An 18960-nucleotide genomic window follows, 5' to 3' on the forward strand; every position below is an offset into this window, starting at 1 on the left:
AGCTAGCTTACCACTCCTCTTCGTTGGTCCACCCTAATCAGAACCGAACGCTTAAGTTTGCACCGAGACCATGCTCTTGGCCGTTGGAACGAACTGAATAACCATACCCTGCCGTTAGTCTCGCCAGATCAGAAATCTGATAGCCCAGTCCAAGCCCGAGAACGAAGCCATTTGCTCCTCGATTTTGTCCGACTTGTGTAAATGTTCCGAACAATGGATTTGTAACTGTGATTCCGTGCTCACTATCCTTGTTGGCAAAGAAGTCATATTCATACCGGGCGAAGGCGATTGGGGTCAGCAAACCACTCTCTGTCAAGAAGTCCCGTTGGTAGTCAACTCCAATGGAGGCGACCAGAGACTCTGCGTTCGCTTTTTCAATCGAGTAGTTGAAATCACCACCGCCGGTCTCTGTGCCTGAACCTTGTTGAATACGCCCGTAGTTCACTCCAAAAACCGTAGAAACCCTTGCACCGCTGTCCAGGTTAAACAGCTTCCGTGCCTGGATACCGGCATGGATGCCCTCTTGGTCCAAATCAGACTTTGCCTCGCCTCCCGTAAAGCCATCAACAGAAGGGTTATTCCGCTTGGCGTCGGTTTCACCGAACATGTAACCGATCAGTCCGGAGAACTCCCAAGTTCCGGTTGTTGTACGCCCATAGACGCCCACATGATAGCTGTCGGTCGAAAAATCCTGATCGACTTGATCGTGTTCATCCATGGAGGATGTCCCAAAACCTGCGTAGACGCCGACCACACCTCTATCGGTGCTTGCGACATCCGCTCCGACCAAAATGGTGCCCAGCGAATAGTCGAATGTCCCGAGGCCGTTACTTCCATCAACGTCTCCGCTCACATAGGCCGTGTCGATCCACCAGCGCCGATCAGAGCAGTCTATTGCGCCGCTCGGGCTCTGGGCCAAGTCGATGTCGCCTGCTGCAACGGGTTGATCCTCATTGCTGAAGCCAAATGCTTGATACTTGCGGCAGTCAGCGTGGCTCAGCACTGTGTTAGTTATCAGGTCAAGTTGCTCCAGCCCCACGGTCAAATTAGAGGAATAGGGTTCTGCGTGCACACGATTAAACCCAGCCAAACCTGAATTGGTAAGCGTGTTAACGGTATTACCCAAGGTTGAGCCATTGGTCAGATTAGTTCCAGGTGACGTGTTTGTGGTGTTAGCCACCGCACCAGCAAGGTTGCTTGCATTGGGAGATCCAACAACTGATGGATGTTGCGGTAAACTCGAGACGGGGAGAGTCGAAAACGTTATGTCGATTCTACCGTCTGCGGTTGGCGTGTTTGAGATACTCAGACTGGATAGGGCGGGCAAAGATCCTCCGGCAACAAGAGTTGGGGAGTTTCCATCGAAACTCGAGGCTTGAAAAACCGTGTAGTCGTTGCCAGCTGCATAGTCCTGCGCAGTCAGGCCGGGACGAGCGGCTTCGACTTGTATGGTGGCGCGGTTAATCCCTGTCACGGGCCCGCTGGATGACACCAAGTCGACTTTCTGACCGGCCGTCGGATCGACTTCGCTCAAAAGTCTTGACCCAGTTTCAAAAGCGATTCCGCCACTATTATTGAGCGTACCAATTGAAAAGCCCGGCGAAAGCACCCCTCCGTTCTTAACTGTGAAGTTGAATGCGTTCACGCTTCCCGTTCCGGCCAACGTGCCAAAATTCTCAAAGTTTACGGTGTTCAAACTGCTTGTGGTATCGAGGCGAACAGTCGTGCCTGCGGCTATCGCCATATCGCTGGTTGAGAAAATCGAACTATTCGTCAGTGTGAAATCAGAAGCCTCAGCAACCCGAGTCTGAAAATAGTAGGCTCCGAAAACTACTTCGGTGGCTCCCATAACGGTCAGGTTGTCATAGGTTAGCGGGCGGTCGGACTGGAAGTAGACTTCAGTGGGGTCGATATTCGCGCCGTTGAAGGGAGCGAACGTCATTGATCTGCCGGAACCAATCGAAGTTCCAATGAGGTTCACTCTGAGCTTCCCGTTGATGTTTGTTGCCAACGCTTCCCGGGAGACAAAGTCTCCGCTACCCGCCGCGACATCGACATTCAAAAGTGTTAAAACTGAAGCATTGCTTGGAACGGTATTTTGGCCCGGAACATACAACTCAATTTCACCTGAGGAAGTAATTGAGGAGTTTCCAATTGTAAGTCCTGTAATGGGTCCGTTTGGGATCGGGAGACACGTACGTTCCGTCATTGAGATTGTTTGATTAACGCGAGTGCTTTCAGATCCAGAAGCGTACTCTATCCGGGGAGAACCTAATTCCACGCAGGCCTGTGAGCTTTGGGCTTGTACTTTGGTTGGCGACATCAAATAAGCCAAGATTAAGAATGCGATATTCGCCAGAGTGATGCGCTGAGCAATTCGACTTAGTGGGAACGGCCTATTGTTTGTCACCAACTTTTTCCTCTCGCGGTACAAGCGACGCTACCTCAACTTAGGACTTGAAAAACAGAGTTTATCTTTATGGATTTTTTGTTGTGGCATATGAGCAAGCTCACAACACGGGAAGGTCTGCGCAATGCAGACCTGCTCGTGCATTTACTGCGAGGCAAGACAAGCCGGGTTTTACATTCCGACCATATCCACCTTTGCATAGAAGCAATCGCAAAAGGTCAAGCCTTGAAACGATTTTCCCGAGCTTGATGGGCGCTGAACAGCGCCATTGAGTATAGGCATGGATCATTGGATTTCGGAGTCGATAGCTAAGATCAATGCAGATGCTCACCGCTCCGCCGATACGCACCTTTTCAAGCTAGGGTCAGGATGCATTGATTTCCCGAGCGCTGCGTGTTTCACGGCTCTGAAAACAGAGCGGTGACATGAGCAATCCTTTCTGGCTGACCGACGCACAGATGGCGCGTCTGAAACCCTACTTTCCAAAGTCGCACGGTAAGCCAAGGGTCGACGACAGGCGGATTCTGAGCGGGATAATTTTCATCAACCGCAATGGGTTAAGGTGGCGCGACGCTCCTGAAGCCTATGGTCCACACAAGACGCTTTATAGCCGTTGGAAGCGCTGGAGCGAAAAGGGCATATTCGCGCGGATGATGGTGGGGCTAGCTGTCGAGCACGGCGAACAGAAGACAGTCATGATCGACGCGACCTACCTGAAGGCACATCGAACAGCGACCAGCAGGGCCGCTAAAAAGGGGGGCGCGGTCGCCTAATTGGCCGGACCAAAGGTGGTATGAACACCAAGCTTCACGCCATTTGCGACAGCCAGGGACGACCGCTCGACCTCTTCACCACCGCCGGACAGGTCAGTGACTATATCGGCGCACGGGCATTGCTGGGCGGTTTGCCAAAGGTCGAATAGCTGCTCGGAGACCGAGGCTACGACGCCGACTGGTTCAGAGATGCGTTGAAAGACAAAGGGATACGCGCCTGCATCCCTGGACGAAAACAGCGCAAGAAGACCGTGAAATACGACAAGCGCCGATACAAACGGCGCAACCGCATTGAGATCATGTTCGGCAGGCTCAAAGACTGGAGACGCGTGGCAACCCGCTACGACAGGTGTCCCAAGGTCTTCCTCTCGGCCATCGCGCTCGCAGCCGTCGTCATCTACTGGTTATGAATCCTGACCCTAGTAGGGATAAGCATCTGTGGCCAATGAAAAAATCAAGACGGCTACCGAAGTTGTCACCGGGTTCATCGACGAGCAAGCGAAGGACGAAGACCTTGATCCTGACACTGTAAAATCGGTCGGCGCACTGCTTCATGAAGGCAAGCTGACCAAGGTCAATCTGCTTCGGCAGCTCGAAGTTCTGCGCAAGGCAGCGATCAATACTCAGGCAGATGAAGGCGGTGCAGATGACTAAGCTGCGTTCCCTCAAAGCCACCGGTTTCCGTGGCGCCCGGTTTGAGTTGCCGCAGAAATTCACCAAGAAACATCGAAGCCTTGCGATCTATGGAGAAAACGCCGCTGGCAAAAGCACGATCACCGACGCGCTGGAATGGTTCATCCGTGACCGGATCATCTTGCGGCATGCCGATATCGTCGGTTTTCTGGACGAAACCAAGGGACGAAAGCGCGAAGCGATAGCGCGTATTATCGGTTTTGACGAGACCATTCAGTTTCGATCAGTCATCCAGCAGTCGCGCAACACCCTGCAAAAAGACGGTTCCTACAAACCGTCAGAAATCCAGATTCTCGACGCTCAGTGCGTTTTTCTGGATAAATTCTCGACGAGGTTCGACAACATCACCCATTAGCTTGGTGAACAGATCGTCAGCTTCCACCATATCGTCAACGCGCACTTGCAGCAGCGTGCGTGCATCCGGGTCCAAAGTCGTTTCCCAAAGCTGGCCGGGGTTCATCTCTCCCAGACCTTTGTAGCGCTGCAAGGACAGGCCCTTTTCCCCTTCTTCCAGAATGGCGCGCAACAGGTCCAGCGGACCGTGGATCAATTGGCTACGATCACGGCGGATCAACGTGGCCGAAGTGTTGTAGACCTCTTGCAGGCTTTGCGTGAAGTTGCCTGTTTTGCGCGCTTCTCCCGACCGCAACATCGGGCCGTCCAAGGTGCGAACCTCTTCGACACCACGCAGAATGCGGGCCAGCCGAATTCCGTGATCCTGTGTGATCCGGCCCTGCCAGCCACGCTCATACTCCAGCGCGATCAGGTCCAGACGGGCGGCAACCTTGTCAGCCACCCCTTGCAGGTCTGCGTCCACCGCACCCGGCACAAAGGCACCTGCAACGGCGGCCTGTTCCAGGATGTGGCGCGGGTAGTGCGTCGGGAAGGCGTCCAGAACGCGTTTCAACTGGCGCGCTTCGTCCACCACGCGGGCCAGGTCCTGCCCGGTGATCTCTTCACCCGAACCCAGTTTCAGCACGGCGCCCTCGATCCCCTGGTTGACCAGATAATCGTCCAGAGCCGCCTGATCTTTCAGATAAACCTCTGATTTTCCACGCGAAACCTTATAAAGCGGCGGCTGCGCAATATAAAGATACCCACCTTCGATCAGCTCAGGCATTTGCCGGTAGAAGAACGTCAGCAGCAGAGTCCGGATGTGCGCACCGTCCACATCCGCATCGGTCATGATGACAATCTTGTGGTAACGCAACTTTTCAATATTGAACTCATCACGGCCGATACCCGTGCCCAGAGCCATGACAAGATTACCGATCTCTTGCGAGGACAACATCCTGTCAAACCGCGCGCGTTCCACGTTCAGGATCTTACCGCGCAGAGGCAGAACCGCTTGTGTCAGCCGGTCACGGCCCGTTTGCGCCGACCCTCCGGCTGAATCACCCTCGACAAGGAAGACTTCGGTTTTGGACGGGTCTTTTTCGGAACAATCCTTCAGCTTCCCCGCCAGATAGTTCACATCCATTGCCGTTTTGCGGCGGGTCAGTTCACGCGCCTTGCGCGCGGCCTCGCGCGCCAGTGCAGCTTCGATGATCTTGCCGACGATCGCCTTGGCCTCGGTCGGGTTTTCTTCGAACCACTCGGCAAGTTTTTCGTTCATCAGACCCTCGACCGCTGGGCGAACCTCGGAACTGACCAGCTTGTCTTTGGTTTGCGACGAGAATTTCGGATCAGGCACTTTGACCGACAGCACACAGGTCAGACCTTCGCGCGCGTCATCACCGGTAAAGCTGACCTTTTCCTTTTTCGCGATCCCGCTGGACTGCGCGTAGTTGTTGATCGTCCGGGTTAGGGCACCACGGAAACCCGCCACATGGGAACCGCCATCGCGCTGAGGAATATTGTTGGTAAAGGGCAGTACAGACTCGTGATAGCTGTCATTCCACCACATTGCGATTTCCACACCGATATCGTCGCGCTCGCCCTTGATATAGATCGGCTCGGACATGGCAGGGGTTTTGGACCGGTCGAGGTACTTGACGAACTCCTTGACCCCACCTTCATAGAACAGCTCGGTTTCCAGCCGTTCCGCCGGACGCTCGTCAATCAGGATGATCCGAACGCCCGAATTCAGGAAAGCCAGTTCGCGCAGGCGTTTTTCCAATGTCTCGAATGAGTATTCAAGGTTCGAGAATGTGTCGGTCGAAGCCAGAAACCGCACCTCTGTTCCTGTCCGGTCCCCGCATTCGCCAACAACCTTCAGGTGCTCAACGGTTTCGCCACCTTCAAATCGCGCGATGTGCTCTTTGCCATTGCGCCAGACGCGCAGTTCCAGCCAATCCGAAAGCGCGTTCACCACGGAAACACCCACACCGTGCAGGCCGCCCGACACCTTGTACGAGTTGCTGTCGAATTTCCCACCGGCGTGCAGCTGGGTCATGATGACCTCGGCCGCCGACACGCCTTCTTCCGGGTGGATGTCCACCGGAATACCGCGTCCATTGTCGCTGACCGAAACACTGGAATCGGCGTGAATTTTCACCGTCACATGGTCGGCATGACCCGCCAAAGCCTCGTCAATCCCGTTGTCGACAACTTCATACACCATATGGTGCAGACCCGAGCCATCATCCGTGTCCCCGATATACATGCCGGGGCGTTTGCGAACTGCCTCCAAGCCCTTGAGAACCTTGATAGAATCTGCGCCGTATTCTTGGGGGGCCTGTGCGTCTTCGGACATTCAGTCAGTACCTATATTATTTTGGTAACTTATACGTTTTCTGGTAGGGATTGTCACGCCATCCCCCAATATTTTGTGTTGTTCCGGATCGTTTTTTGCCGCCCGAAAAAGGGATCACAAACGATCGATATCAGAAGCGATATCCGCGGCAATTTCCAACGCGTCGACATCCTTGCGCTCGGCCGACAATCGCAGCCCGAGAATGTCCGACTGATACCGTGCCGCCAGTCGATCCGGATCATGTCCCGCCCCGATTTCACCGGCATCCTGAGCCCTGCGAAACAGATCAGCGAAACAGCCTTTCATTTCCGCCATATGATGCGCCGCCTGATCCGCAAGGTCATGATCCTTCGCCTTCAACTCGGCATATGTCTTTGCCAACATGCAGGCCTTTGCCGGGGTCTCGACCGCTTCGATCACCAATCGGGGCTGCGCTTTCAGCGCCTCCTTCGGACCCAGTCTCTCTGCCAGGGCCTTTAAGCGCGCCACACCTTCTTGCGTATAACTCTCCAGCGTCAGCGCATAGAGCGCATCTTTCGACCCGAACGCCGCATAAAAACTGCCAGGCTTCAGCTTCAGTTCCCGCTCCAGATCCTTCAGCGATGTACCAGCCCAGCCCTGACGCCAGAAGATATCCTTCGCCTTCGCGATCAACACGTCACGATCGTATGCGGGTTTGCGGGGCATCAGCATCACCAATTTTTGAACATTCACTCAAGTATATACTTGAGCGTTCACTCAAGAAACCCTAAATACGACCCATCGCGCCAGAAACAGGAGTTCCGACATGGCCAATTTCCCGTCTCACGACCTCGAAACCGCGCCTGAAGCGTCCAAACCGCTGCTGCAAAAGTCTCAGGCCGCTTTTGGTCGCTTGCCCGGCCTGCATAAGGTCATGGCCGAAAGCCCTCAGCATCTGGAAGGCTATCAGGTTCTGCACGGCCTGTTCCTGCAAACTGATTTCGACAATGATGAGAAAACCGTCGTCTGGCAGACCATCAATGTGGAAAACGAATGCCACTACTGCGTGCCCGCCCACACCGGGATCGCCAAGATGATGAAGATCTCGGACGAGATATCGGACGCCCTGCGTAACGAAACTCCGTTGCCTTCAGCCAAACTCGAAGCACTGCGCACCTTCACCCTGCAAGTGATGGAAACCCGCGGCAACCCGACCGAAGACCAGCTTCAGGCGTTCTTTGACGCGGGCTATTCACACCGCGCGGTTCTGGATGTCGTGCTGGGTCTGGCCCAGAAAACCATGTCGAACTACGTCAACCACATGGCCAAAACCCCGGTGGACGAGGTTATGCGCGGCTTTCTGTGGGAACGCAAAGTCAGCGAACCGGCCTAAGCGGTCACGACCGAGCCCTGATCGCTGTCGGTAACGATCAGCGTCTGGGCCCGGTCGCCCATTTCCGCAAACAGCTCAGGCCCGGTGCCCGTCATCCAGGCCTGAGCGCCCAGCGCGCAAATCTCGTCATAAAGCGCTGCACGCCGCCCAGCATCCAGATGCGCGGCCACCTCATCCAGCAGAACGATCGGAGGTGCGCCCAGCATCGCCGCCAGCGCCCGCGCATTGGACAGGATCAGCGACACCAAGAGCGCTTTCTGCTCACCAGTGGAACACTCCCGTGCCGGCACGCCCTTGGCCGCGAACACACCGTACAGGTCGGACCGATGCGGCCCCACCAGGGTTCGGCCCGCTGCCAGATCCCTGAACCGGCTCTCGCTCAACGCGTCTCGCAAATCTTCCGCTGTCTCGGGCATTGCGCCTTCGGTTTGCACCAACTCCAGTTCGGCCGAAGGAAAGACCGTTTCCGCCCGGTCCTGCGCCGCCCGTAGAAGATCCAGCGACCTCAACCGCGCGGTATGGATGCGGTGCCCCGTCTCGGCCAACTGCCCTTCAAGCGCGGCGTACCAATGCGCGTCCCTGATCTGCTCTTTCAGCAGACGGTTACGTTCGCGCATCGCTTTTTCATAAATCAGCGATGTTTCGGCGTGGGCCGGGTCAAAACTCAGCGCGATACGGTCCAGAAACCGACGGCGTCCCTCAGCCCCTTCAATCCACAGACGGTCCATGGACGGGGTCAGCCAGACTACCCGTGCAAGTTTCCCCAGATTGATCTGGGTCGCCGACTTGCCATCAATTCGCACCTGTCGCGCTGCGCTGCCCTCGGACCAGGTTTCGATTTCAAACCGCTGCCCTTGAGCGTCCAGCAACCCGGACAGTTTCCAACCCAACGCCTCGGGCCGACGGGTCATCTCGGCCGCGCTCGCCCGCCGCATCCCGCGACCGGGCGAAAACAACGACACCGCTTCAAGAATATTGGTCTTCCCGGCCCCGTTCGGCCCGTGAATGGCAACCGGTCGGCCGTCCAGAGACAACCGCGCCAGCTTATGAGATCGAAAATGCGAGACCGTTAGCTCGGTCAGGGCCAATCCCATGACCCCTCCCTTCATCTTTTCAAAAATACTCCCGCCGGAGGCATCGCATCCGCGCGATCAGACGCGCATCGGCATGACGACGTATACAGCGCTCAGATCGTTGCCTTCACGCATCAATGTCGGGTCACCAGCCGAGTTGAACAGGAAAACTGCATTCTCACGATCCACCTGAGACGCAATCTCCAACAGGTATTTGGCGTTGAACCCGATCTCCAACCGCTCATCCCCGTAAGCGACAGCCAATTCCTCCTCGGCCGCGCCGCTGTCAGGAGCATTCACCGACAAGATCAGCTTGTCGCCTTCCAATTGCAACTTCACTGCCCGCGACCGTTCCGACGAAACAGTCGCCACGCGATCTACGGCCTGCGCGAATTCAGCAGCATCCACTTCAAGCTTGCGGGTATTTCCTTGTGGGATAACACGTGTGTAGTCGGGGAAGGTGCCGTCAATAACCTTCGACGTCAGCGTGATATCCGGCGTGGCAAAGCGTACCTTGGTTTCACTGACCGAAACGGCGATATCCATCTCGTCGTCATCCAACAGCTTGCGCAACTCGCCCACTGTTTTGCGAGGCACGATCACGCCCGGCATATCCGCCGCGCCATCCGGCAAATCTGCGTCAATTCTCGCTAGCCGGTGGCCATCGGTGGCCACACAACGCAACACTTTTCCACCCTCGGACCCATCCGCCACATGCATGTACACACCGTTCAGATAGTACCGGGTCTCTTCGGTCGAGATGGCGAATTTGGACTTGTCGAACAACCGGCGCAGCAATGCTGCCGACGCGCTGAAATTCGATTGATATTCCGAGGACGCCATCACCGGAAAATCTTCTTTTGGCAGTGTCGCCAGCGAAAAATTCGACCGACCCGCTTCAACTGTCAGCCGTCCTGCGGCGCTGTCAGCAGTCAATGTCACCAGCGCACCGTCCGGCAGTTTGCGCACAATCTCATGCAGGGTTGTTGCCGCGACGGTCGTCGCGCCCGCCTTTTCGACCTGTGCGGGTGCCTTATCGACCACTTCGATATCCAGATCGGTGGCACGGAACTGGACCTGATCGCCTTCGGCCTCGATCAGGACATTGGCAAGTATAGGAATGGTATTGCGACGTTCTACAACGGACTGAGCCTGCGAAACGGCTTTAAGAAGGGTGCCGCGTTCAATGCTGATCTTCATACCCTCAATTCCTCTGACTTGCGTACCGACATGGGCGGGACTGGCACGTTAGCGGTTCCACCCCGAGGCACAAGGATTTTTTACGGATTTCTGGGTTGGAATGCACCAACCGTCAAGTGCGGCGTGCCCCACACGCCTCAGTTCTGGTGCAACCGTGGATTCTTACGCACAAAAAACGCCCCGGCACAGAAGTCCGGAGCGTTTCTTAGCACTACTGGCCCGGTTCAGGCTTCGAGAGAACGGCGCAGCATTTCCACGTCTTCAGCGATCTGACCATCGGTCAGTTTCAGCTCTTCAATGCGCTTGACGCCATGCATGACCGTGGTGTGGTCGCGCCCGCCGAACCGGCGGCCGATCTCTGGCAGCGACCGGCTGGTCAGCTGCTTGCACAGATACATCGCCACCTGACGAGGGCGCGCGTAGGATCGCAGGCGCTTGGGACCGATGATATCAGACATGCGGATGTTGTAGTATTCGGATACTTTCCGCTGAATCTCTTCAACCGTGATCTTACGCTCGGATGCGCGCAGGACATCTGCCAGACAATCCTGCGTCAGCTCCATGTCGATCTCGCGTCCAACCAACGAGGCAAAGGCAAACAGACGTGTCAGAGCACCTTCCAGCACGCGGACATTGGTCGAGATACGATGAGCCAAAAATTCAAGGACGCCATCTGCAATCGTCAGGTCGGGATAGGAACTGCTATATTGCTGGACCTTGTTCTGAAGAATGCCCAGACGCAATTCATAGTCGGTCGGATGCAGGTCAACGACCAAACCACATTGAAGGCGGGACTTTACACGATCTTCCAGATCCTTGATTTCGCCCGGGGCGCGGTCGGCCGAGATGATGATCTGCTTGTTCTGATCCACCAGCGCATTGAACGTATGGAAAAACTCTTCCTGAGTAGAATCCTTTCCGGCAATGAACTGCACGTCATCGACCATCAACACATCGACCGAACGGAACAAATGTTTGAAATCCATCATCCGGCGTTCCCGCAGGGCCTGCACGAAGCGATACATGAACTGTTCGGCTGACAGGTACAGGACATTCAGTTCCGGATGCTTGGTTTTCAGCTCCCAGGCAATTGCGTGCATCAGGTGGGTCTTACCCAGACCCACTCCACCATACAGAACAAGCGGGTTGAATGTTACCGGGCCACCTTCGGACACACGGCGCGCGGCAGCATGGGCCAGCTCGTTGGGTTTGCCCACCACAAAACTGTCAAAGGTGAAACGTGAATCGAGCGGCGCGGCCTGCAACGACTCCAAAGCGTTCTGCGCACTATCCGTCGCCGCTAAGGGTACCGGCTCTGGCTGAGTTTCGGTGACCACCTTGGCTGCGGGCTTGGGACGCGCGGGCGAGTTGGCAGCAACACGGAAGTCCAGACGCTGAACGGTTTCCCCAGCCGTATTCAGCTCGTACAAGATGAGGTCCGCAAAATTCTGGCTGACGTAGTTCCCCATAAAGTTCGTTGGCACGGAAAAAACCGCCACACCATCCTGCAGCTCTTTAAATTCCAGAGGCTCGATCCATGTGGTGTAATTATTCCGACCGACAGCCTTCAGCAATTTGTTACGCAGTAGTCCCCATTTCTCTTGTGTCATTCAGCGCCTCACGCATCCCATTCTTATTGGCCTGTCGGCCTTATCATACGAAGCCGGTTGCCCGGTCTTGCATTCACACGCCCAAAGGGAACCTGTCGCCAAACCTAACGGCTTGGCGGGATTGCCCCTGAAAGTTCGGTGCACCCGGATTTTCGACGCTCAACAATAAATGAGCGTCCCGAAACTCGGGCTGCACGTCACAATCTCAATTTTCAGACAGGGCCGAGAATCCCGGATAATCCGGACTTCGCGGCAGATCGGCAGCCCAGCTTGCGCCAGTCGTCGACGAATGTTTCCTGATCGATCTGATGCCCGTCAGTCCGATCGAGTAAACAGCCTGTCCCCCCAAGCGAGTGAATCGCTGACATCAGTGGTAGCAACTTGAAATGGGGCGCGGCAACGAAACTCTGATATTGACTCGGGTCTTTGGTCGAAAGAATCTCTCGGTTTCGTGAAGGCGCGGTATTCCGGCAACACGAAAAAAGGCGCCGCAATGCGCAGCGCCTTTGACATTAGTTCAGCCTTGCTGACTTGACCTAGGGTAACCCGCAGGCTTCAACCCAGAGCTTTGACCCGGGCCGACAGGCGCGACATTTTACGCGCAGCAGTGTTCTTGTGGAACACGCCTTTGGTGACGCCGCGCATCAGCTCGGGCTGGGCGGCGCGCAGTGCTGCGGTTGCCGCATCTTTGTCACCGGATGCAATCGCTTCTTCGACTTTACGCAGGTAGGTGCGGATGCGCGAACGACGCGCTTTGTTAACAGCGAAACGCTTTTCGTTCTGACGGGCGCGTTTCTTTGCCTGGGGCGAATTTGCCATGTGTCTCTGACCTTCGTTCGGTACGGTTATCAAGGGTTGCGCGCCACGGATATATCCGCACCGGATCAGAAATCACGAGTGTGAGTCGGGCCAAGCGGGCCGCACGCGCATGTATTGCGGCGCTCATTACCGAACATTTTAAGGATTGCCAAGCCGATTCTTGGATCTCACAGACCCGGCAAAGAAAAGGCGGGCAACACCCGCCTTTCATTAATCTCTTGCGATTTACTTGTCGCGAAACTGCGCAGCCCGCTTTTCAAGAAACGCCGCCATGCCCTCTTTCTGGTCTTCGGTGGCAAACATGGAATGGAAGACCCGACGCTCAAACAGCATACCTTCACTCAGCGGAAGCTCGTAACTGCGATTGACCGCTTCTTTTGCCGCCGCTGCCGTAAGTGCCGATTTCTCGGCTATTTTTTGCGCCGCGCCGACGGCTTCTTCGATCAGCTTCTTAGCCGGTACGACCCGGCTGACCAAACCAGAGCGCTCAGCTTCGTCCGCGTCCATGAACCGCCCAGTCAGGTTCATGTCCATCGCCTTGGACTTGCCGACAAAGCGCGTCAAACGCTGGGTGCCGCCCAACCCGGCTATGACGCCAAGGTTGATTTCAGGCTGGCCGAATTTTGCAGTGTCCGCAGCAATGATGAAATCGCAAAGCATTGCCAACTCGCATCCCCCACCCAGAGCATAGCCCGCGACCGCGGCGATGATCGGTTTGCGAATAGCGGAAACCCGATCGTTTGCATCAGCAAAAAGGTTGGTTGTGTAGACATCGACAAAGCTCATCTCGGACATTTCCCTGATGTCCGCGCCTGCGGCAAAGGCCTTGTCCGATCCGGTGATGACGATGCAACGCACCTTGTCGTTGCTGTCCGCCTCTTCCAGCGCGGTACACAACTCACCCAGCAACTGGGAGTTCAGCGCATTCAACGCATCTGGTCTGTCGAGTTTGATTAGGGCGACGTGGTCTTCGATTTCGACGATGATCGTCTCAAAAGCCATGAGAAAAAAGCTTCCGGTTGTTCCGTTCAGTTACGAGTCCTTACCACGCGAATTCTCTGGATCAAGCTATCTTTGGCATTGCGCACAGTAGAAGGATGAGCGACCGGACTGGGTGATTCTCTGGATCAGACCATTGCAACCCTCGGTTCGGCAGGGCTTTCCTTCACGACCGTAGACATCAAAACTGTGCTGAAAATATCCAAGTTCTCCATCAGCTTGCCGGAAATCCCGCAGGGATGATCCGCCTGCTTGGATCGCGTCCTGCAACACCTTCCGAATGATGGGAACCAGCGATGCGACACGCGTCGCAGAAATTTGCCCTGCTTTGCGACGTGGCGACACCTTGCCGCGATAAAGCGCTTCGCAAACATAGATATTCCCCAATCCGGCAACGATTCCCTGATCCAGCAGGGCTGATTTGACTGGGGTATTCCTGCCTTTGAGCGCCTCAATCAGGTGTTGCTCGTGGAAATCATTGCCCAAGGGCTCTGGTCCCAGAACCGCCAGAAGCTTGTGATCCTCGGCTGTGGCTGTGGGCAGCAGGTCCATCGCTCCGAACCGGCGTGGATCGTTAAAGGTGATACGCGTCCCGTTGGCCATGTGAAAAACAACATGGTCATGTTTCTCAGCGGCAGGATGTTCGCGCAGGAAATGACCTAGTGGATCCCCTGACACCGTCATTCGCCCGGACATCCCCAGATGGATCAACAATGTCTCGCCGCTGCTGAGATCGGCCAGGATATATTTTGATCGCCGCCGTAACCGATCCACGCGCTGCCCGGTCAGCCGTTCTGCCATGCGTTCGGGAAATGGCCAGCGCAGATCCGGGCGATTCACATCGGCGCGTTCGATCTCGACCCCCTCCATCGCAAGGCTCAGGCCGCGTCTTACGGTCTCGACCTCGGGCAATTCTGGCATTACAGGGCTCCTATTCCAAAGGGCCGCATTGTGCCCCGCTTCCAGAGCCCTATAACAGAAGCGAAATTCGACAAACGGCAAGGCTTATGTCCGACAACAGCGACAACACCACTCATTTCGGGTTCGAAACCGTACGCGAGGCTGACAAGGCCGGGCGCGTGCAGGGCGTGTTCAACTCGGTCGCCTCGAAATATGACGTGATGAACGATGTCATGTCGATGGGTATCCACCGGGTCTGGAAAGACGCGATGATGGACTGGCTAGCTCCGCGTCCCGGTCAGCGTTTGCTGGATGTTGCGGGCGGAACCGGTGACATTTCCTTTCGCTTTCTGAAACGTGCAGGCTATGGCCATGCCACGGTTCTTGATCTGACGGAACCCATGCTGGTCGAAGGCCGGCAACGCGCCGAAGCCGACCAGATGGCCGACAGCCTGAACTGGGTGGTGGGCGATGCCATGGCCCTGCCGTTCGAGGACAACACCTTTGACGTCTACACGATCTCGTTCGGCATCCGGAACGTGACCCGCCCGCAAGAGGCCCTGAACGAAGCCTTTCGCGTGCTGAAACCCGGTGGCCGCCTGATGGTGCTGGAGTTCAGTCAGCTTCCCAATGACGGGTTGCAAAAGCTCTATGACCTCTACAGTTTCAATGTCATTCCACGCATGGGGAAGCTGATCGCGAATGATTACGACAGCTATCAGTATCTGGTGGAGTCGATCCGTAAGTTTCCTGATCAGGAAACCTTCCTGAACATGGTCCGAACTGCTGGCTTCGAAAACGCCAAATACCGCAATCTCAGCATGGGTATCGCCGCGCTGCATTCCGGCTGGAAAATCTGACACATGCGTGGCCCACATAATATCATCCGCCTGATCCGAACGGGTGCCACGCTTGAGCGCACCGGTGCCATGAATGTCGTGCTGGATGCATTCGAAGCCCCGCGCCCGCTTCGCGTCATCGCTCATGCTTTGGGCAAACCGTTTCAGTGGCTGGGCTACAAAGGCGACCCGCAGATGCCACCCGCAACCCGTGCCCTGACCGCTTTGGGTCCGGCATATATCAAATTTGGGCAGGTGCTTTCCACCCGCCCTGATGTCGTCGGCAACGAACTGGCAGAACAGTTACGTGTCCTACAGGACAAACTCCCGCCTTTTTCCCGGACAAAAGCCATGGCCGAGGTTGAAAAGGAACTTGGACAGCCAGTGGCGGACGTGTTCTCTGAGTTCAGTGAACCTATTGCAGCCGCATCCATCGCTCAGGTCCACAAAGCCAAACTGGTTAGCACAGGCGAAGATGTCGCCGTCAAAGTTCTGCGCCCGGGGATCGAGCGCGCATTTCGTAAGGATGTGGATGCATTTTATTTCGCCGCTCGCATCGTGCAGCTTTTCGCCCCCGGTGCCCGTCGTCTGAGGCCCATGGAGGTCATTGAACATTTCGACGGCGTTGTTCGGGGCGAACTGGATCTGCGTCTGGAAAGCGCTGCCGCCTCGGAGTACGCGGCCAACACAAAAGACGACACAGGGTTCTGGCTGCCGCCCGTCTTGTGGTCACTGTCGGCACGGCGCGTGATGACACTCAGCTGGGCCGACGGTGTTGCATTGGGTGAAAATGACGCACTGGACGCCGCAGGCCACGATCGCCGCGACCTGGCTGAACGTGTGCTGCGTCTGTTCCTTCTTCACGCCTTGCGCGACGGCTATTTCCACGCCGATATGCATCAGGGCAACCTAAAAGTCGCCGCCAACGGTGACATCATCGCTTATGATTACGGTATCATGGGCCATATCGACGAATACACGCGCCGGGTCTATGCCGAGATCCTGTTCGGTTTCATCCGCCGCGACTACAAGCGCGTGGCCGAAGTGCATTTCGAAGCCGGTTACGTTCCTGCACATCAGGACGTCGATGAATTCGCCCGCGCCCTGCGTGCGGTTGGCGAACCGATCTTCGGTATGGATGCCTCGCATATTTCGATGGGCCGTTTGCTAAGCTATCTGTTCGAAGTGACAGAGCGTTTTGGCATGGAGACCCGTACCGAGCTGATCCTCCTACAGCGGACGATGGTCGTGGTTGAAGGCGTTGCCCGGTCACTGGATGACCACATCAATATCTGGGAAGTCGCCCGCCCCGTGGTCGAAGATTACATTAAACAATCCATCGGCCCGCGCGCCGCGCTTCGTGACTTTGCCAAAACCGCTTTGGTTCTGGCACGCTTTGGTCCGCGCCTGCCGACATTGGTCGAAAACGCGTTGATTGCACAGACACACAAAGAAGAACCGGAAAACTCGGGTCTTTTGCCAAAAATCCTGCCAGCCGCTCTCGGTGCAGTTGCCGGCGCAGCCATAGTTTTGTTGATCACGACACTCGGCTGGTTGTGATCCGCAGCTTCATCTGGCTGAAAACATCCTCGGGGGGAATCGCGCCTTGCGCGATGGGGGGGGGCAGACAGCCCCCCTTGCCCAAACCTGGATCAGAGCCGCTCGATGGCAATGGCTATCCCCTGACCGCCACCAATACACATGGTGATCAACCCTTTTGATCCACCTGTACGCTCCAACTCGTAAAGTGCCTTCATGGTAATGATGGCACCCGTCGCACCGACAGGATGTCCCAGTGCAATCGCACCTCCATTCGGGTTCACTTTCGCTGCATCCAACCCAAGCTCCTGATTGACGGCCAGCGCCTGCGCGGCAAATGCTTCGTTGCTTTCGATCACATCGAAATCTTCCACCGAAAGACCCGTCTTCCTGAGCAGGTTTTGCACGGCCGGTACCGGGCCAATACCCATGACTTCGGGGCGCACGCCAGCATGTGCATAGCCGATTACACGCGCTTTTGGCTTCAACCCGGCCTTTTCCGCCGCATCCGCCGTTGCCAGAACCATCGCCGCCGCGCCATCGTTGATGCCCGAGGCATTGCCTGCCGTTACACGCCCATCTTTCTTGAACACAGGTCGCAACCCGGCCAGCGCTTCGGCGGTCGTCGCTTTGGGATGCTCATCAACTTTGAAATCCACCATGTCCCGCTTGACCTTCACCTGAACGGGCACGATCTGGCTTTCGAGATATCCGGCTTCAATTGCGGCGGCAGCGCGGGTCTGGCTGGCAAGGGCGAATTCGTCCATCTGTTCACGGCTGATCTGGTGTTCATCGGCAACGTTCTCGGCCGTCACACCCATGTGCCCTGTGCCAAAGGGGCAGTTCAACGCACCCAGCATCATGTCCAGTGATGTGACATCACCCATTTTCGCGCCCCAGCGTGCCTGTGGAACAATGTAAGGGCTTCGCGACATGCTTTCTGCCCCACCTGCCACGGCAAAATCGGCATCGCCAAGCATCAAGGACTGCATTGCCGACACGATCGCCTGTGCGCCTGAACCACACAGTCGGTTTACATTCATCGCAGGGGTGCCGTTCGGAATCCCGGCCTGCATCGCGGCAACGCGCGACAGGTACATGTCCCGAGGCTCGGTGTTGATGACATGACCAAACACAACATGCCCGATTTGAGCACCTTCTACCCCTGACCGCTCCAAGGCCGCTTCGGTGACCACCGTCGCCAGATCAATGGGCGCGGTTGACGCTAGTGCGCCACCAAAAGTTCCAATCGCGGTGCGCGCACCATCCAACAATACGATGTCTGTCATGTCTTTCTCCTCTTGGAATCGTCGTCAGTATGCACATGCAGCATGATCCTGTCCTATAGGACGTGCCGTCACGGATGGAATTGACAAGCGGGGTCCCAACACGCATGGATTCCGTCATGACGGAGAACACAGACGATATCCTGAACCTTTTGCCCGCCCGCCTGAAAAACGCACGCCGGGCCAAAGGACTGTCGCTGGAAGCAGTCGCAAACCTGAGTGGCGTGTCCAGATCCATGGTTAGCCAGATCGAACGCGGGGAAAGTAGCCCGACGATCTCGACCCTCTGGAACCTGACCCGTGCGCTACAGGTGGATTTTGCCGGTCTTCTGGAAGGTTCAAAAGCCAGTGATCAGATCGAGGTGCTGCGCGCGTCCGAAGTGCCCAGCATCGACAATATGGGGCAGAACTGCCGCATTCGCATCCTGTCCCCGCCGGAAGAGGCCGGAGGTCATGAGGTTTACGATATCGAGTTCGACAAAGGCGGGGCCTTGAACAGCCAGCCCCATGCGCGCGGCGCGCGTGAGCAGCTGACCGTGCTGGAAGGCGCCGTCAAGGTTACATCGGGCAGTGCCGTGTCGGAACTGAGCCAAGGGGATACCGCCCGCTATGCCGCGGATATCGTGCATTCCATCTCGGCCAAAGAACCAGCGCGGGTGTTTCTGATCGTAAAGAACGCCTAACATCAGCAGATTTCCGCCTTCACGGAAAATTTTCCTGTATATTGAAATTCCCCTATTTGGGAAATCCATCCGCTATGTTAGACGTGC

16 protein-coding genes and 1 pseudogene are annotated in these 18960 nt (G+C 56.2%); 7 read left to right on the forward strand and 10 right to left on the reverse strand.

All coding sequences use genetic code 11. The features are described 5' to 3' along the window. Positions 1-37 precede the first annotated feature (37 nt). Positions 38-2410, reverse strand: coding sequence for an autotransporter family protein (locus AC2FLU_RS03870; RefSeq protein ID WP_496811872.1), 2373 nt, complete (start codon positions 2408-2410; stop codon positions 38-40). A gap of 425 nt (positions 2411-2835) precedes the next feature. Here AC2FLU_RS03870 and AC2FLU_RS03875 point away from each other — a divergent pair. The 3 genes and pseudogenes from AC2FLU_RS03875 to AC2FLU_RS03885 all read left to right on the forward strand — a co-directional run bounded on the left by AC2FLU_RS03875 (position 2836) and on the right by AC2FLU_RS03885 (position 4231). Beyond that, a pseudogene (locus AC2FLU_RS03875) lies at positions 2836-3593 on the forward strand (IS5 family transposase). Between the two features lie 28 nt (positions 3594-3621). Beyond that, positions 3622-3837, forward strand: coding sequence for a hypothetical protein (locus AC2FLU_RS03880; RefSeq protein WP_480519976.1), 216 nt, complete (start codon positions 3622-3624; stop codon positions 3835-3837). Further along, positions 3830-4231 (forward strand): hypothetical protein, encoded by a 402-nt coding sequence (locus AC2FLU_RS03885; protein WP_496715546.1) that lies wholly within the window; start codon positions 3830-3832, stop codon positions 4229-4231. The genes AC2FLU_RS03880 and AC2FLU_RS03885 overlap by 8 nt, the downstream gene beginning before the upstream one ends. Here AC2FLU_RS03885 and gyrB read toward each other — a convergent pair. Both gyrB and AC2FLU_RS03895 read right to left on the reverse strand, forming a co-directional pair. Then, positions 4154-6571 carry a DNA topoisomerase (ATP-hydrolyzing) subunit B gene (gene gyrB, locus AC2FLU_RS03890; protein ID WP_480474814.1) on the reverse strand — a complete coding sequence of 806 codons (2418 nt, stop codon included), beginning with the start codon at positions 6569-6571 and terminating at the stop codon, positions 4154-4156. The genes AC2FLU_RS03885 and gyrB overlap by 78 nt on opposite strands. Positions 6572-6685: 114 nt before the next feature. After that, positions 6686-7258: a TetR/AcrR family transcriptional regulator gene (locus tag AC2FLU_RS03895; protein ID WP_480555246.1), complete on the reverse strand. Its 573-nt coding sequence runs from the start codon at positions 7256-7258 to the stop codon at positions 6686-6688. 100 nt (positions 7259-7358) lie between these two features. On the opposite strand from AC2FLU_RS03895, the gene AC2FLU_RS03900 reads away from it, so the two are divergent. Continuing rightward, a complete protein-coding gene (locus tag AC2FLU_RS03900; protein WP_209507178.1) occupies positions 7359-7925 on the forward strand; it encodes a carboxymuconolactone decarboxylase family protein in 567 nt (188 codons plus the stop codon). Here the strand turns inward: AC2FLU_RS03900 and recF are convergent. The 6 genes from recF to mutM form a co-directional block, all read right to left on the reverse strand. Then, complete coding sequence (recF, locus tag AC2FLU_RS03905; RefSeq protein ID WP_480519982.1) at positions 7922-9019, reverse strand: DNA replication/repair protein RecF; 1098 nt, start codon at positions 9017-9019, stop codon at positions 7922-7924. The two genes, AC2FLU_RS03900 and recF, sit on opposite strands and share 4 nt — an antisense overlap. Before the next feature lie 57 nt (positions 9020-9076). Beyond that, positions 9077-10198: a DNA polymerase III subunit beta gene (dnaN, locus tag AC2FLU_RS03910; protein WP_480483945.1), complete on the reverse strand. Its 1122-nt coding sequence runs from the start codon at positions 10196-10198 to the stop codon at positions 9077-9079. A gap of 224 nt (positions 10199-10422) precedes the next feature. After that, positions 10423-11808, reverse strand: a complete 1386-nt coding sequence (gene dnaA, locus AC2FLU_RS03915) for a chromosomal replication initiator protein DnaA (protein WP_480488104.1) — start codon at positions 11806-11808, stop codon at positions 10423-10425. Positions 11809-12363: 555 nt separating this feature from the next. After that, on the reverse strand, positions 12364-12627 hold the full coding sequence (gene rpsT, locus AC2FLU_RS03920) for a 30S ribosomal protein S20 (protein ID WP_039541017.1): 264 nt from the start codon (positions 12625-12627) through the stop codon (positions 12364-12366). A 225-nt stretch (positions 12628-12852) separates the two neighbouring features. Continuing rightward, on the reverse strand, positions 12853-13629 hold the full coding sequence (gene acuK / locus AC2FLU_RS03925) for an acryloyl-CoA hydratase (protein WP_480474809.1): 777 nt from the start codon (positions 13627-13629) through the stop codon (positions 12853-12855). A gap of 66 nt (positions 13630-13695) precedes the next feature. Beyond that, complete coding sequence (gene mutM, locus AC2FLU_RS03930) at positions 13696-14547, reverse strand: bifunctional DNA-formamidopyrimidine glycosylase/DNA-(apurinic or apyrimidinic site) lyase (RefSeq protein ID WP_496715551.1); 852 nt, start codon at positions 14545-14547, stop codon at positions 13696-13698. A gap of 86 nt (positions 14548-14633) precedes the next feature. Here mutM and ubiE point away from each other — a divergent pair, with 86 nt between their 5' ends. Continuing rightward, positions 14634-15386: a bifunctional demethylmenaquinone methyltransferase/2-methoxy-6-polyprenyl-1,4-benzoquinol methylase UbiE gene (gene ubiE / locus AC2FLU_RS03935; protein ID WP_480474807.1), complete on the forward strand. Its 753-nt coding sequence runs from the start codon at positions 14634-14636 to the stop codon at positions 15384-15386. Positions 15387-15389: 3 nt separating this feature from the next. Beyond that, on the forward strand, positions 15390-16925 hold the full coding sequence (gene ubiB, locus AC2FLU_RS03940) for a 2-polyprenylphenol 6-hydroxylase (RefSeq protein ID WP_496808985.1): 1536 nt from the start codon (positions 15390-15392) through the stop codon (positions 16923-16925). Positions 16926-17017: 92 nt separating this feature from the next. On the opposite strand, the gene AC2FLU_RS03945 is transcribed toward ubiB, so the two are convergent. Continuing rightward, positions 17018-18193 (reverse strand): acetyl-CoA C-acyltransferase family protein, encoded by a 1176-nt coding sequence (locus tag AC2FLU_RS03945; RefSeq protein ID WP_496808984.1) that lies wholly within the window; start codon positions 18191-18193, stop codon positions 17018-17020. Between the two features lie 116 nt (positions 18194-18309). Here AC2FLU_RS03945 and AC2FLU_RS03950 point away from each other — a divergent pair, with 116 nt between their 5' ends. Continuing rightward, positions 18310-18873: a helix-turn-helix domain-containing protein gene (locus tag AC2FLU_RS03950; protein WP_480606561.1), complete on the forward strand. Its 564-nt coding sequence runs from the start codon at positions 18310-18312 to the stop codon at positions 18871-18873. Positions 18874-18960 lie beyond the last annotated feature (87 nt).

The sequence above is a fragment of the Ruegeria sp. SAZD013 genome (assembly GCF_059612525.1).